Source organism: Paenibacillus violae (genome assembly GCF_032461945.1).
Lineage (GTDB): Bacteria > Bacillota > Bacilli > Paenibacillales > NBRC-103111 > Paenibacillus_E > Paenibacillus_E violae.
Window position 1 is genome coordinate 267,255 of the sequence record NZ_JAWCUD010000001.1, and the last position, 13,484, is coordinate 280,738.

Consider the following 13,484-nt stretch of genomic DNA (forward strand, 5'->3'; position numbering starts at 1 on the left):
GCATCCAAACGAACTCCGCTTTGCTCACCGTCGACATTCCGTTTGAACAATGGAGGCTGAACATGAGGAAAACGCTATTTAATCGGCTGCTGTTATCCTATATGCCGATTTTTATTATCGTGGTCACGTTTACGTTTTTCGTGTTTTTTCAGGTGCTGAGTGAACAAAGCCGCAAAGAGGCACTGAATGCCAACAAAATGTTGTCCTTGCAGGCGATGCGCTTGATCGATACATCGCTCAAGGCAATTGACAACATGGTGATGATGGAAACAATTAATAATAAAGAATTGAGCGATTTTTTCAATAATGAGTCCAAAAGTAATGTTTTCACCAATATTAGCGCGGTAAAAAAAATGCGAGAGATGATCGCCTCGTACCCCATGATTGATTCGATCTATTTGGTGCGCTTTGAAGACAATTTTGTGCTCAGTAATGCGACAAGCGATCAGCTAAGCAATTACAAGGATGAGCCGTTTATTCAGAGAGCCAAGGACCCTCTAGGAAGCAAAAAATGGTCAGGCGTAAGAGACTTTGAGCAGTTTTCTGTAAAAGGCAGCAAGCCTGTGGTCAGTTTGGTGCGGGGAGCGCCATTCATCACAGGCGAGAAAGGAATAATCGTCGTCAACGTGGCGACGGATTCGTTGCGGACCAGCATCGCCGACCTGTATGATCCCAAAACAAGTTATATTGGCCTTCGCGACGCCGCTGGCAACGATTTGTTTCGAGATTTCCGTTCAAACGAACAAACAAGGATTTTCTCAAATTATGTTTCCAGTTATACCGGATGGTCCTATCAAAGCGGCCTTGTGAACGGCAAGGTGTTTCATGTGATTTCCTCCCTCTACAACGTTTGGTTTATTATCGGAATTGCGATGATTGTGGTTGGATTTGTATGGCTTCTTTATGTGACCAGGTGCAATTCGAGGCCGCTGGAGCAAATCGTGGCGCGTATTCGCGGTTACCGTCTGCCATCCTTCAAAGAAGGGGGAGATGAATTCTCGTTCATCGAATCCGCTTTGTCCAATATCATTGAACAGTCCAATCAGTATCAACAAAAGCATGAAGAAGACAGGCATCTCCGTGCGAGATATTTGTTCCATCAGCTCATTGAAGGCGACACGGGGTTAACGCATGAGGAATGGGTGGAAGAAATAAGCAGCCTGCAGCTTCCCTACGTTTCCAATCGCCAAGTGGTGTTGGTAATTGAAATGGATAAGTACAGTGATTTCTGCTATCAATACTCACGAAAAGATCAGAATCTTCTCAAATTTGCGCTGCGCAGCGTCATTCAGGAGCTTGCTCCCAAATATGAGCTCGTGCTTTGGGCCGAGTGGACGTCCGCTTTTCAGCTCAGTGTTATGGTGTTCATGGGAAGCGAGGAGGAAGCCGGCGTTTCCTCCATCCTTCAGCTTTTTGATCATGTGCGTGAGTGGGCTCAGGAGAACTTGAAGTTTACGGTAACCGTTGGTATTGGCGAGGAAGTTGTACAGCTTGCGAGTGTTGCAAATTCGTATAAAGAAGCGCTAAGGGCGCTTAAATATAAAATTGCGCTTGGCGAAAACAGGCTGATCACAAGCGAGCACATTGCCAATCACGGACAGGCTGAAGTATTTTCACATCTAAATGCGATTCGCTCCATGATTCAGTCGTTCAGACTCCTTGAAGATGAATGGAAGACGAAATATGACGAGCTTTTTGGCGAAATGAAGCTTGGGCTATTAACCAAAGATGAAATTACGAATCTGATGAACTATTTAATTTATTATTTGGGCCGGGAAATGGCGGGGATGACCAAGGAGTCTCAAGATATGTGGATGGGGGAAGGTCTTCCGAAGCTTAGTAAAGTTATGGATGACTGCCATTCCCTTGAACAAATGCGGGAAGAATCCTTGAACGTATTGGACAGCTTATATGCCGGTCTGCTGGAAGCGCAGGACAGGCGCCAGCATGCAGCTACGATTCGTGACATGCGGAAGTTCATCGAAGAAGAGTACGCCAATCCGAATATGTCACTGGATTACCTCAGTGCAACCTTCAACATTAACAGCAAATATGTGAGCAAGTTGTTTAAAGAAGAAACGGGACAGAAGTTCGTCGACTTCCTGATCGATATCCGCATCCAGGCAGCGCAGCGACTGCTTACGGAATCGCAAGCCCCGATGCAGGAGGTGGCGGAGCAGATCGGTTATACAAGTGCAATCTCTTTCAGCCGTGTGTTTAAGAAAGTGATGGGCTGCTCTCCTAGCGAATACCGCGAGGATGCGGTGCGCAAACAGATTGGGTGAATTTTGTTAAACCGTAGAAAATAGTTTGCCTAGCTGCAGCAGCTCCGGAGAACCTCCGGGGCTGCGCGCTTTTTCAGGCGATGCGAAAACGGTTAAGGGCACGATTCTTGTTTCTTGCAGATGGCGGCAATCGCCTTTACGATGAGGGTGTGAAAGCGCATTCCATCCAGACGAAAGGAGAAGGAGCCTATGTTAAGCATGCAGAAGGAATTAGGAATGTCCATGAAAAAGATGAAGCGTCACTGGCAGTTATATGTGGTTGTAGCTTTACCGCTGCTGTATTTGCTCATTTTCAAGTACATTCCTATGGCTGGCGTCGTCATTGCTTTCAAAGACTACAACGTCATCAAAGGTATTTGGGGCAGCCCGTGGGTGGGCCTGAAATACTTCGAACAGTTTTTTGAATCACCGAATTTCTGGCTATATTTGAAAAACACGCTGGGCATCAGTATGTACGGTTTGCTTGTGGGCTTTCCAGCTCCGATCCTATTAGCGCTCGCTTTGAATGAGATTCGTAACGGTTTCTTCAAAAGCAGCGTGCAAATGATTACCTACGCGCCTTACTTTATTTCGACGGTTATCATGGTGTCTATCCTCATTGTCACCTTGTCGCCAAATGTTGGTATTATCAGCAAGTTCCTGCATGCGCTCGGTGTGGACAATACGAATTTCATGGGAATTCCGAGTTTATTCAAATCGATCTACGTTTGGTCGGATGTTTGGCAGCATACGGGTTATGGCGCCATCATTTACATTGCGGCTTTGTCAGGTGTTAACCCTGAGCTTTATGAATCGGCCAAGGTAGATGGCGCATCCCGGGTACAGAAAATCATAAATATCGATATTCCGAGTTTGATTCCGGTTTCCGTCATCCTGCTTATACTCAATTTAGGCAACATCATGAAGCTTGGCTTTGAAAAAATATATTTGATGCAAAATCCGCTCAACGTGAGTACATCGGAAGTCATTTCGACCTATGTGTACAAAGTAGGGCTGCTCAGTTCCAGCTTCAGCTTCTCGGCGGCCATTGGTTTCTTCAACTCAGTTGTCAATTTGATTCTTCTTGTAGGGGTCAATTACATCGCCAAAAAGTTGTCCAGTTCAAGTTTGTGGTAACCGCCGGCCCCTTAGTCCGTAGTAAGGAGGATCTTCTATGATCAAAACGTCAAGCATTCGCGAATCGCAAGGCGACCGATTGTTTCTGCTCTGCATTTATATCTTTCTGATCGCGGTGTTAATTGTCGTCTTGTTTCCGCTCATTTTTATCGTCAGTTCATCGTTTAGCTCACCGCAGGCCGTTGTCTCCGGCAAAGTGTGGCTGCTTCCTGTGGATGTTACGCTGGAGGGCTATAAAGCGGTGTTCCGCAATCCGCAAATCGTAACCGGTTACATGAATTCGTTTTTTTATGCCGTGGTTGGTACTAGCGTCAACGTCGCATTAACCGTCATGCTGGCTTATCCCATTGCCAAAAAAACGTTCTACGGCCGCAATGTCATCATGGTGCTTCTCGTGATTACGATGATGTTCGAGGGAGGACTAATCCCGTTCTATCTCGTAGTCAAAAATCTGCATCTGCTCGATACCCGGTGGGCGATGATTTTGCCCGGCGCCATGGCGGTGTTTCAAGTCATTATCGCCCGCACCTTTTTTCAAACATCGATTCCAGATGAAATTGCAGAAGCTGCGGAACTCGACGGATGCAGCGATATCCGATTCATAACGAGTATCGTACTGCCGCTTTCCAAGCCGATTCTGGCTGTGCTGACATTGATGTATGCGGTTGGCCATTGGAACGCCTACTTCGATGCTTTGATTTTCCTGAAATCACCGAATTTATTCCCGCTGCAGATCGTTCTGCGCAACATCCTTATTCTCAATACGATAGATCCGACTATGGTGTCCAAGGTTGATCAGATGCTAGCCCAGCAAGGGCTGAAGGATCTGCTTAAGTACTCGCTTATCGTTGTGGCAAGCGCGCCGGTTCTCATTATTTATCCGTTTGTGCAGAAGCATTTTGTTAAAGGCGTCATGATTGGTTCATTAAAAGGTTGAAGGAATAGGATTGTTAAATTGGGAGGAGTTGTTACGATGAAAAAATGGCATCAATCATACGCAGGTTTGGTGGGAGTTGCACTTTGTTTCTCCCTCGTCTTGAGCGCTTGCAGCACAGAATCAGGCACACCTGCTGGAGACGCCTCTTCAGGCAGCTCCCCAGCTGCAAGTGAAGATTTCACCCCTGTTGGGCAATTTCCAATTGTGAAGAAGCCCATGACGATTAAAATGTTCGCGCCGCAGCTGGCCAGCATCGAAAACATGGAGACGAATTCTTTTACCAAATATCTGCAGGACAAGACGAACATTCAAATTAAATGGGACCTCGTGCCTGACAAAGCGTTGAATGACCGCAAACAGCTCATGCTCGCAAGCGGCGATTACCCTGAAGTGATTCTGCAAGGGGCTTTAACGAAAGATGAGCAGATGAAGTACGGCAAACAAGGCGTATTTATTCCGCTAAACGATCTGATTGATACCTACGCGCCTAACTTCAAGAAAGCAATGGCTGACCTGCCCTACTTGAAAAGCTCCATCACATCGCCGGACGGCAACATTTATGCCCTTCCGCAAGTGAACGAGTGCTATCACTGTAATTATGCCCAAAAACTGTGGATTAACCAGGCCTGGCTGGATAAGCTCGGACTGAAAATGCCAACGACAACAGACGAATTTTATGAAGTATTGAAGGCATTTAAGGAAAAAGACCCGAACGGCAATGGGAAAAAAGATGAAATTCCGCTGACCGGTTCGGATGACATGTGGGCAGGCAACGTCGCGTCCTTCCTGATGAACGCCTTTATTATTGACGATCAGATCGATAAAGACAGCGGTACTTTCCTGCAGTTAAAGGACGGCAAGGTGGATTTGACTGCCAATAAGCCGGAATGGAAGCAGGGTTTGTTGTACCTGAACAAGTTGTACAAGGAAGGACTGATCGATCCAGCGTCCTTTACACAAAATTCCGATGCGATTCAGCAGTTGGGTAACCGCCAAGACGCAAATGTGATGGGCGGTATAACGACCGCATTGATCAGTTACGCGCACTCGCCGGACGAGAAACATCCGCGTCACAAAGATTATGTTACCGTACCTCCGCTCAAAGGACCTAACGGAGTGCAGCAAGCCGGCTATTTTGCGGGAATTGGTAGTTCGCAAATGGCGATTACCAATAAAGCGACCAAAGAGCAGCAAATTGCTGCCATCCGTTTGGCCGACTATTTGTACACGGAAGAAGCGATTGTTCTGGAAGAGCGCGGCACGGAAAACGTAGGATGGCGCAAAGCGAAGGACGGCGAGCTGGATATGAACGGCAAGCCGGCGAAATATGCGGTGATTCCTAAGGTAGACAACAAACCTACACATAATGATGGGTGGGAACAGATTGGGCCGTCGCTCCGTACGTTCCAATATCGCGATTCATGGGCAGCGCTGCAAGATCCGCTTGCAGAAGGGGCGTATGAAGTGCGTTTGAAACGTGAATCAGCGAAATATGAACCTTTCCAATCGAAAGTGATGTATCCGCCCAGCGTGTTCATTGCATTGGAAGATGCGGAAGTTGCGGCACAGTTGAAAACAACCATTCGTGATTACATCAAGTCGAACATGGCGCAGTTTATTACGGGCAGCAAAGACATCGATAAGGAATGGGACAGTTATGTAAAAGGCTTTGACGGCCTGCAGCTTGGTAAATATATTGAAATTTATCAGAAAGCTGTTGCTAAAAAGTAATTGGGAACACGAAGAGGTGACGGAAATAATGAACTGCGGTTTACAAAACATGTTCTACAAGTATGTATGGTCAGCCAATTGGTGGAATCAGGGGCGGGAAGATACGCAGGTTAAGCACTTGGAGCTTGCCTGCTGTACCAATGACAGCGCCGCTTTTCAGGCGTTGGTCAGTTCGGATCAAGAAGATTTGCTCGTTACACGTAGTGAGGATGCGTTGTTGTGGAAGGGTGGACCGATTCAAATTGTGCGCATCAAGGTGGAGACGGATGCTCCTTGTCAAGTTGACATTCGGCTGATCGGATTGATTGAGGGTGATAGTCGCGTCATGATCTCCGATGTGCTGCTGGATGAGCCCTTCCAATATGTACGGAAGCGACAGATTCAGCCTATCTGGGTGGAACTTCATGCTGACGAATCGGCTGCTGCCGGTCAATATGAAGGAAAGATAAAGTTCTACACCCATACGATGTTCGAAGATGAGGTGTTGGCGAGTGAATTGACGTTTTGTTTGACGATTCGCGAACAAGCGCTGCCGAAGCCGCAGGATTATTCTTTTTACTTGGACTTATGGCAGCATAATTGTAATATCGCAAGAAAATATGATGTCTCATATTGGTCCGATGAACACTTTATGATCCTGGATTCGTTTCTGCACAGCTTGGCTCAACTCGGGCAAAAGGCGTTGACGCTCGTTGTTTCCGAGGAACCGTGGAGCGGTCAACGGTCTTTTATCGATGCGGAACCATCCGACTTGAATGAATATAGTATTATTCCGGTTGTCAGGAAGAAAGATGGTCATTTTGACTATGATTTTTCCCGCTTGGATCGTTATGTTGAGCTGGGGGAGAAGCATGGCATTGACAGAGAACTGGAAGTTTTTGGTTTAATCAACATATGGCAGCACGATGATGAGGGGTATGGCAAGGTTGTGGAGGATTACCCGGATGCCATCCGCGTTCGCTATTTTGATGAAGCAGCGGGTACTTATCAATATATACGGCAGATAGGCGATCTACAAGCTTACATCGTGGCTTTAGAGCAGCATTTTATCGCAAAAGGGTGGATCGATCGTGTTCGTGTCGTTGCTGATGAACCGGCGGATATCGCTCTATTCGAGGAAAGCTTAGCGTGCTTGCGCGACATGGCACCATCGCTGAAGTATAAAGCGGCAATTAATCATACGGAATTTATTCGTAAAAATATCGAAGGCATCCTAGATTATGTGCCTGTTCTCGACTGCGCGGCTGAAGAATTTGAACAGCTTGCACAGCTTAGAGAGGACGCGAAGGGGACATTTGCGTATTACGTGTGCTGCTCGCCTGAGAAACCAAACACGTTCCTTGGCTCGCCTTCGATTGAGTCTCGGGTTATTCCTTGGCTCGTGGAAAAGCTGAAATTAGACGGCTTTTTGCGCTGGAATTATACCGTATGGCCAGACAAACCGCTAGAGAATCTCTCCTATCGGCCTCTGATTTGGAAAGCAGGCGATACGAATTTCGTGTATCCGGGAAAAAGCGGCAAACCGTTGCTCTCTCTCCGCTACAAATGGCTGCAGCGCGGCATTCGTGATTATGAATATATGCAGCTTTTGAAACGGAATGGAAAGGAAGCGTTTGTGGAAGAAATGCTTCAACACGTATTTCGATTCGAGCATCCGAGAGAGCTTGCACCCTCATCTGGAAAAAAAGCAGAGCAGTTGTACAGTTTTAAGGTAGATGATTATGAGCGATTATACAAAGGGAAATGAGAAAGGACGGATGAGATGAATCTTGTTCAGAAGTTAACCCCCACAGCCAGACAATTAGCTTATCAAAACTGGGAATTTGGTTTGTTTCTTCATTTTGGTTTGCGCACGTTTTATGAAGGTTACGTTGATTTCGATGAAAGGCGGATGGATCCGGCTGCTTTCAACCCCGCTCAACTGGATTGTGAGCAGTGGATTCGAACGGCCAAAGAGGCGGGAATGAATTATGCCGTTCTAACGGCGAAGCATCATGATGGATTTTCCAATTGGCCTTCCCGGTTTAGCCAATTTAGTGTGGCCGCTTCTCCCTGGAAGGAAGGGAAAGGGGATGTCATTCGCGAATTTGTAGATGCATGCCGCAAATATGATGTGAAACCGGGGCTGTACTATTCGCCGTATGATGGTTCTGCCGATTTTTACACCCAGGATGCGAAAGCCTATGATGATTATTTCGTCAACCAAATCACCGAATTGCTTAGCGGGTATGGTGACATTGACATCCTGTGGTTTGACGGTTGCGGATCAGAAGGGCATTCGTATGATTGGAGTCGCATCATTGGTGAAATTCGGCGTATGCAGCCACAGATTTTAATTTTTAATATGGGAGATCCCGATTTTCGCTGGGTAGGCAACGAGGACGGTATTGCCCCTGTGCCCTGTTGGAATGTTGTTGATGCTACAGAGTTTTCCATTTTGACGGAGAAAAAGGAGCAGTTAGGGGATCGTTTGTGGCTGCCTGCGGAATGCGATGTCCAGATGCGGGGGAATTGGTTTTATAGCGACAGCGATGAACATACTCTGAAAAGTGTGGAAGAACTCATGGGCATTTATTTGCATTCGGTTGGCAGAGGCGCGAACTTGCTTCTCAATATCGGGCCGGATCGAAACGGTTTGCTTCCAGAGAATGATGTGGATAGGCTGCTTGATTTCGGTTCGGAAATTCGCAGACATGTGGGGAGCCCATTTGCAACACTGGCGCAATGCGACAGACAGGACCGTACGTGGGTTTACGAGACGGAGCAAGCGCAAATGCTTGATCTTGTTGTCTTGGAAGAGGATCTGACAGAAGGCGAACATGTAAGAAGCTTTAAAATTAGTATCATCACGCAAAAGTCGAGACGACCTGTAACGATTTATGAGGGGCAACATATCGGCCACAAAGCTATCATTCGCGTCCCCGCCATCAAAGTCCGTGGGATTATAATTGAGATCACAGAGAGTGATCAAGAAGCCAATCTTCTAGGACTAAGTTTTCATCATGTTGGTTATGGAAATGAAAACGGGAGGTAAGTAGATGAAAATCGGGCTAAGTTCGTATAGTTTGCTGCAAGCATTGAAATCAGAGAAAATGACCATTTTGGATGCTGTTGATTGGGTGAAGGCCAATGGCGGTGAACATCTGGAACTTGTTCCTTACGGCTACACGCTGGTCGATAATCTGGAACTTGCAGATCAGCTTAGAAATAAGGCGAAAGAGGTTGGCATCGACCTATCCAACTATTCCATTCCCGCCAATTTCGTACAGGAATCGGAGGCGGAATTCGAAGCGGAGATGGATCGCGTCAAGCAGCATGTTGATCTTGTGCATCGTTTGGGCATTCAGCATATGCGCCATGATGTTACCGCTTTCACTTTGCCTCCTGAGAAAATGACGATAAAATACTTTGAAGACAGCTTACCGCTTATTGTTCGTGGCAGCCAAATCATCGCTGACTATGCGGCCGAATATGGCATTACGACTACGATTGAAAATCACGGCTTTTCCGTGCAAGCAAGCGATCGCGTACAGCGTGTGCTGCTCGAAGTCAACCGCCCAAATTTCAAAACAACATTGGATGTAGGCAATTTTATGTGTGTTGACGAAGCGCCGTTGGTCGGCGTTCGCAAGAATTTGCCTTATGCGTCCTTAATACACTTTAAGGATTTTTACTTCAGACCTTACTTCCAGGACCCGGGAGAAGGCAATTGGTTCCGGACGTCGAACGGGAATTATTTAAGAGGCGCGATCGTTGGCCAAGGAGATATCGAGATCCGGGAGGTCGTCAAGCTGATCAAAAGCTCAGGCTACGATGGCTATGTAACTGTGGAATTCGAAGGCATGGAGGATTGCGAGTTGGGGTCACGTCTCGGCATGAACAACTTGCGAAGACTGTGGAATGAGAATTAGCATGTAGTGAAAGGCTGCCTCCGCTTGATTCAAGCGGTTAGGCAGCTTTTTTTAATTTCGACCGCCTACTCCCGAACTCCCGAAGCCCGAAGCCCGAAGCCCGAAGCCCGAAGCCCGAAGCCCGAAGCCCCCGAAGCCCGAACCCGTAACCCGTAACCCGTAACCCGTAACCCATAACCCATAACCCGTAACCCGTAACCCTTAAGCAAGTTCATTTACGCTAACTTCTACATAAAGCGCATTCCGCTAACTTTAGCGTTAAAAACCACCATATCAGCTGCAATTAGCTGTAGCGTCTCCCTTCATATGGGAACTACAGGGCGCTATTTCACCGGAAAACGGCGTATGAGCCGGCGAAGGGAACTGTGGTTCGCTATTTTGCCATTTTTAGGAAAAACGGCTTTCTTATAGCTGAAATAAGAGTCTGTAGTTCCCCTACTACTCGCGAACCTCCTATTTTCGCCAAAATAGCGTCTCGTGGTTCCCTTAAATAGGATCCCGCACACCCGGAAAGCTTGTTATGCGCCCCAGACCAACCCAGTCAGCCCAGTCAACCATTCCAACACGCACGCTAACACATCAAAAATGACATCACCGGCACCGTCATCCAATCAACTCCGCAAATACTGCCCATTATAGCGCTGTATCAGTCTCCGCTAACCCCTTCGGGTGGCATCTGTTCGTGTTAACTCCGCTTGCGATAGTGATTGGGCGCGATGCCACCATATTTTTTAAACAAACGGGAGAAGTAGCTTTCGTCAGGGTAGCCGAGGGCGTCGGCGATTTCCTTAATTGGCAGATCGGTGCTGAGCAGGAGCCGTTTCGTCTCCTCCATTTTCAAACGGTGAATGTAATCGTGCAAGGGGTAGCCAGTATGCTGGCTGACCAATCGGCGCAGCGTGGATACGGCTATATGATGCCGATTGGCGAGCTGCTCTGCGTTAAGCGGTGTATACAAGCTCGTCGCGATATCTTGGAGCACATCCACTGCCTTGGAAGTGGCCGCTTGGCCCTGCGGGAGTTTGGATTTGGCCATCCAATTGAACAGCAGCGCCTCAAGTTGTAGGGCGGCTTGATCAATTAGCGTAGGAGATCCGCTTTCAAGAAGCAGGAACATGGCATCGAGCTGCGAGATCCATGCTTCTTCAAATCCAACGCGCTTCACAATTTCGGTCTGCACGAGCCAACTTCCAAGCCATTCCTGAATGCGGCTACCTTCAAAACGTACATAATATTCGTCCCAATGCCCATCCTCCTCCGGACCGAAATCGACTACACTTCCGGGAAAGACGAAGAATAGGCACCCTTTCTCGACATGTTGCATTGGCCCCTGATTCACGCGGTAAAAGCCGCTGCCGCCGGCGATATACAGAAATGCCCAGCTGTCGAAGACAAACTGGCTGCGCTGCAGCGTTCTTCCCGGCAAGTGTCCCATTTCCTTTATCGTGAGAGAGGGGATGCTGAGCTTCGACGAATCGATTTTGAGATCTACGATGCGGATCGGCTGCGGACTGATCATATAGTCCAAGAAGCGTGTCATAGATGTCATTCCTTTCTGTCGGATAGCGAAGTAAACTGAAGCTGCATGACGAAAATTCAAAGCGGCCAGCCCACTGGTCAAAAGTTACAGGAGTCATGTGAAGGCTATTCATAGTATAAGTGAAGGAGACCTGTCATGCCAACGTTACAAGCGCAATTCGAGACTCGCTGTCTTTCCTCTTTGGTGAAAGTTTTTGCAGACGAAGAACTTCAAACCGCAGCGTTCCACGCCGCCTCTGCCTTGCAAGGCGAAATTTACTCCTTTCAAGTTGCCTATCGGAGTCAAGCCCTGATGCCTTTCTCTCTGACGGTAACGTCAACTTTGAGTGACGGCATCTGTCTGCGCAGTGTGCAGTTGGTACCCGCTGAATTTCCCAACAACCCTAACCATGACGAGGGTGTGCTGCGCGATACACCGGGGTTATATCCGGATCTGCTAGTGCCTGTGCCGGATTCGGGGATGCTTACGGCGATTCCCAAACAGTGGCGCTCAATTTGGGTCACGATGGAGGTAGGCCGTGACGCACAGCCAGGTTCGCACGCGGTAAGTATCGCCTTCGTCGACAAGGCAGGGGAAACGTTGGCCAGCGAAATGTTTACGCTCACCGTGCTCCCTGCCGTACTACCGGAACAAAAGCTGCTTCATACGGAATGGTTCCACACGGACAGCTTGGCCGTCTATTACGGCGAAGAGGTGTTCAGCGAACGATATTGGGAAATTGTTGAATCGTATGTGCAGACGGCAGCAACCTACGGTTGCAATATGCTGCTGACGCCGATTTTTACACCTCCGCTCGATACGGAGGTCGGTGGGGAACGTCCAACGGTTCAATTGGTGGATGTCTGGAAGAACGGCGAATCCTACACGTTCGGTTTCGAACGGCTGAAACGCTGGGTCGAGATGGGGAACCGCAACGGCGTGAAGGTGTTCGAGCTCTCGCACCTGTTCACGCAATGGGGCGCGAAGCATGCTCCAAAAATTATGGGCTCCGTTGATGGCAGGACGCAGCGCATTTTCGGCTGGGAGACGGATGCGGCAGGCGAGGCGTATCTGGGCTTTCTGGCACAATTTTTACCGGAACTGGTCGGCTTCCTCAAGGAAAATGATTTGCTGAACCGCACCTATTATCATATTTCGGATGAGCCTACGTTCGAGCATTTGACGTCCTATAGCAGCGCCAGCCGTTGGGTGCGGCAATTTATGGGGGATATCCCGTCCCTGGATGCACTCACCAACCTATCGTTCTATGAGCAGGGGCTTGTTCAGACGCCGGTTGTTGCGAGCAATCATATCGAACCATTTCTGGAGCGTGAAGTTGATCCTTTGTGGACCTATTATTGCTGCTCCCAATATGAAGCTGTCTCTAACCGCTTTCTCTGTATGCCATCTGCGCGCAACCGCATCTTAGGCTTGCAACTCTATAAATATAACATCGCAGGCTTCTTGCACTGGGGCTATAACTTCTGGTTCTCGCAATATGCCAAATTTCCGATCGATCCGTATCGGAATACGGATGCGCATTATGCGTTCCCTGCCGGCGACCCGTTTGTCGTGTACCCGAGTCAAGAGGGAACACCGCTCGTCTCCTTGCGGTTGGAAGTATTCCGCGAAGCACTGCAAGACTTGCGGGCTTTGGAACTGCTCGATTCTCTCATCGGTCGGGAACAGACGATTGCGTTGATGGAGGAAGGAGCCGCCGAGCCCATTACGTTTGCGTCTTATCCAAAGGACGAGGCTTGGCTGCTCACTTGCCGGGAGCGCATTAATGCGGCGATCGGTCAAGCCGCAGCGAGTGGCGTGAGGACAGAACGCTAGTTGCTGTCCGCTTAGGCTGGAGAACATGTCCCGATGGCATGAAAAATAGATGAAGCAAAAGGCTGCCTCCGCTTGATACATGCGGTTTGGCAGCCTTATTTAAGGAAAGTGTTGTGTTAGTCACGTTAACACATTTACACGCTAGTACT

At 48.2% G+C, this 13,484-nt stretch carries 10 protein-coding genes; 8 read left to right on the forward strand and 2 right to left on the reverse strand.

The window, feature by feature from the left end; all coding sequences use genetic code 11:
• Window positions 1-62 precede the first annotated feature (62 nt).
• From RQP52_RS00960 to RQP52_RS00990, 7 genes are all read left to right on the forward strand, one after another.
• The gene (locus RQP52_RS00960) at window positions 63-2,285 is read left to right on the forward strand and encodes a helix-turn-helix domain-containing protein (RefSeq protein WP_315948893.1); all 2,223 of its coding nucleotides are present in this window, start codon (window positions 63-65) and stop codon (window positions 2,283-2,285) included.
• Between the two features lie 216 nt (window positions 2,286-2,501).
• A complete protein-coding gene (locus RQP52_RS00965) occupies window positions 2,502-3,401 on the forward strand; it encodes an ABC transporter permease (protein WP_315948894.1) in 900 nt (299 codons plus the stop codon).
• Between the two features lie 37 nt (window positions 3,402-3,438).
• Window positions 3,439-4,338: a carbohydrate ABC transporter permease gene (locus RQP52_RS00970; RefSeq protein WP_315948895.1), complete on the forward strand. Its 900-nt coding sequence runs from the start codon at window positions 3,439-3,441 to the stop codon at window positions 4,336-4,338.
• Between the two features lie 36 nt (window positions 4,339-4,374).
• Complete coding sequence (locus RQP52_RS00975) at window positions 4,375-6,069, forward strand: ABC transporter substrate-binding protein (protein ID WP_315948896.1); 1,695 nt, start codon at window positions 4,375-4,377, stop codon at window positions 6,067-6,069.
• 28 nt (window positions 6,070-6,097) lie between these two features.
• Window positions 6,098-7,816: a DUF4091 domain-containing protein gene (locus tag RQP52_RS00980; RefSeq protein WP_315948897.1), complete on the forward strand. Its 1,719-nt coding sequence runs from the start codon at window positions 6,098-6,100 to the stop codon at window positions 7,814-7,816.
• Window positions 7,817-7,831: 15 nt separating this feature from the next.
• Window positions 7,832-9,103, forward strand: a complete 1,272-nt coding sequence (locus RQP52_RS00985) for an alpha-L-fucosidase (protein ID WP_315948899.1) — start codon at window positions 7,832-7,834, stop codon at window positions 9,101-9,103.
• A gap of 4 nt (window positions 9,104-9,107) precedes the next feature.
• Entirely contained in the window at window positions 9,108-9,980 is an 873-nt protein-coding gene (locus tag RQP52_RS00990; protein WP_315948901.1) for a sugar phosphate isomerase/epimerase family protein, read from the forward strand.
• Window positions 9,981-10,045: 65 nt separating this feature from the next.
• Here RQP52_RS00990 and RQP52_RS00995 read toward each other — a convergent pair whose 3' ends face one another.
• Together RQP52_RS00995 and RQP52_RS01000 are read right to left on the reverse strand one after the other, a co-directional pair.
• Window positions 10,046-10,195, reverse strand: coding sequence for a hypothetical protein (locus RQP52_RS00995; protein WP_315948903.1), 150 nt, complete (start codon window positions 10,193-10,195; stop codon window positions 10,046-10,048).
• Between the two features lie 470 nt (window positions 10,196-10,665).
• The gene (locus RQP52_RS01000) at window positions 10,666-11,520 is read right to left on the reverse strand and encodes a helix-turn-helix domain-containing protein (RefSeq protein WP_315948904.1); all 855 of its coding nucleotides are present in this window, start codon (window positions 11,518-11,520) and stop codon (window positions 10,666-10,668) included.
• A 135-nt stretch (window positions 11,521-11,655) separates the two neighbouring features.
• Here RQP52_RS01000 and RQP52_RS01005 point away from each other — a divergent pair, with 135 nt between their 5' ends.
• Complete coding sequence (locus RQP52_RS01005; RefSeq protein WP_315948905.1) at window positions 11,656-13,335, forward strand: DUF4091 domain-containing protein; 1,680 nt, start codon at window positions 11,656-11,658, stop codon at window positions 13,333-13,335.
• Window positions 13,336-13,484 lie beyond the last annotated feature (149 nt).

Bases quoted from the DNA above. Each gene is read 5' to 3' on its own strand.
- RQP52_RS00960 (WP_315948893.1), top strand. From the start codon at position 63: ATGAGGAAAACGCTATTTAATCGGCTGCTGTTATCCTATATGCCGATT.
- RQP52_RS00965 (WP_315948894.1), top strand. From the start codon at position 2,502: ATGTCCATGAAAAAGATGAAGCGTCACTGGCAGTTATATGTGGTTGTA.
- RQP52_RS00970 (WP_315948895.1), top strand. From the start codon at position 3,439: ATGATCAAAACGTCAAGCATTCGCGAATCGCAAGGCGACCGATTGTTT.
- RQP52_RS00975 (WP_315948896.1), top strand. From the start codon at position 4,375: ATGAAAAAATGGCATCAATCATACGCAGGTTTGGTGGGAGTTGCACTT.
- RQP52_RS00980 (WP_315948897.1), top strand. From the start codon at position 6,098: ATGAACTGCGGTTTACAAAACATGTTCTACAAGTATGTATGGTCAGCC.
- RQP52_RS00985 (WP_315948899.1), top strand. From the start codon at position 7,832: ATGAATCTTGTTCAGAAGTTAACCCCCACAGCCAGACAATTAGCTTAT.
- RQP52_RS00990 (WP_315948901.1), top strand. From the start codon at position 9,108: ATGAAAATCGGGCTAAGTTCGTATAGTTTGCTGCAAGCATTGAAATCA.
- RQP52_RS00995 (WP_315948903.1), bottom strand. From the start codon at position 10,195: ATGAACTTGCTTAAGGGTTACGGGTTACGGGTTATGGGTTATGGGTTA.
- RQP52_RS01000 (WP_315948904.1), bottom strand. From the start codon at position 11,520: ATGACACGCTTCTTGGACTATATGATCAGTCCGCAGCCGATCCGCATC.
- RQP52_RS01005 (WP_315948905.1), top strand. From the start codon at position 11,656: ATGCCAACGTTACAAGCGCAATTCGAGACTCGCTGTCTTTCCTCTTTG.